The sequence below is a fragment of the Achromobacter pulmonis genome (assembly GCF_002885955.2).
GTDB lineage: Bacteria > Pseudomonadota > Gammaproteobacteria > Burkholderiales > Burkholderiaceae_B > Achromobacter > Achromobacter pulmonis_A.
In genome coordinates this window covers 1-318 of the sequence record NZ_POQS01000098.1, presented here as the reverse complement: position 1 = coordinate 318, position 318 = coordinate 1, and the positions used below count along the sequence as shown (strand labels likewise).

The following is a 318-nucleotide window of genomic DNA, read 5'->3' as shown; positions in this document are numbered from 1 at the left end:
GCCAGCGAGGAAACGATGTGCTTCAGCGCCACCGTCGTGTTCGACGGCACTCCAATCGCCGAGGCCCGCAACGACGGCCACGGCGGCTCGACGTTCCTCCACGCGCTCAATGGCAAGTCGGCGCTGCTGGCGCAGGCCGAAGCCTTCGCCAAGGGCCTGCCGCCTGCACCGCTCGACCTCGGCCACGAGGGTGAAGACCCTCATTACATCGACATGACGCTCGACTTCCTGATCGATGAACTGGCCGATGCCATGCACGCCGAGCGCAAGGTGCGAGCCGCGTTCAACCGCGACATCGGCAACAAGGTGCTGTTCATC

The 318-nt window shown here is 65.1% G+C and carries 1 pseudogene; it reads left to right on the top strand.

Features of this window, described 5'->3' with window-relative positions:
• Nucleotides 1-318: pseudogene (locus tag C1I89_RS33915) on the top strand (hypothetical protein); the annotation flags it as partial.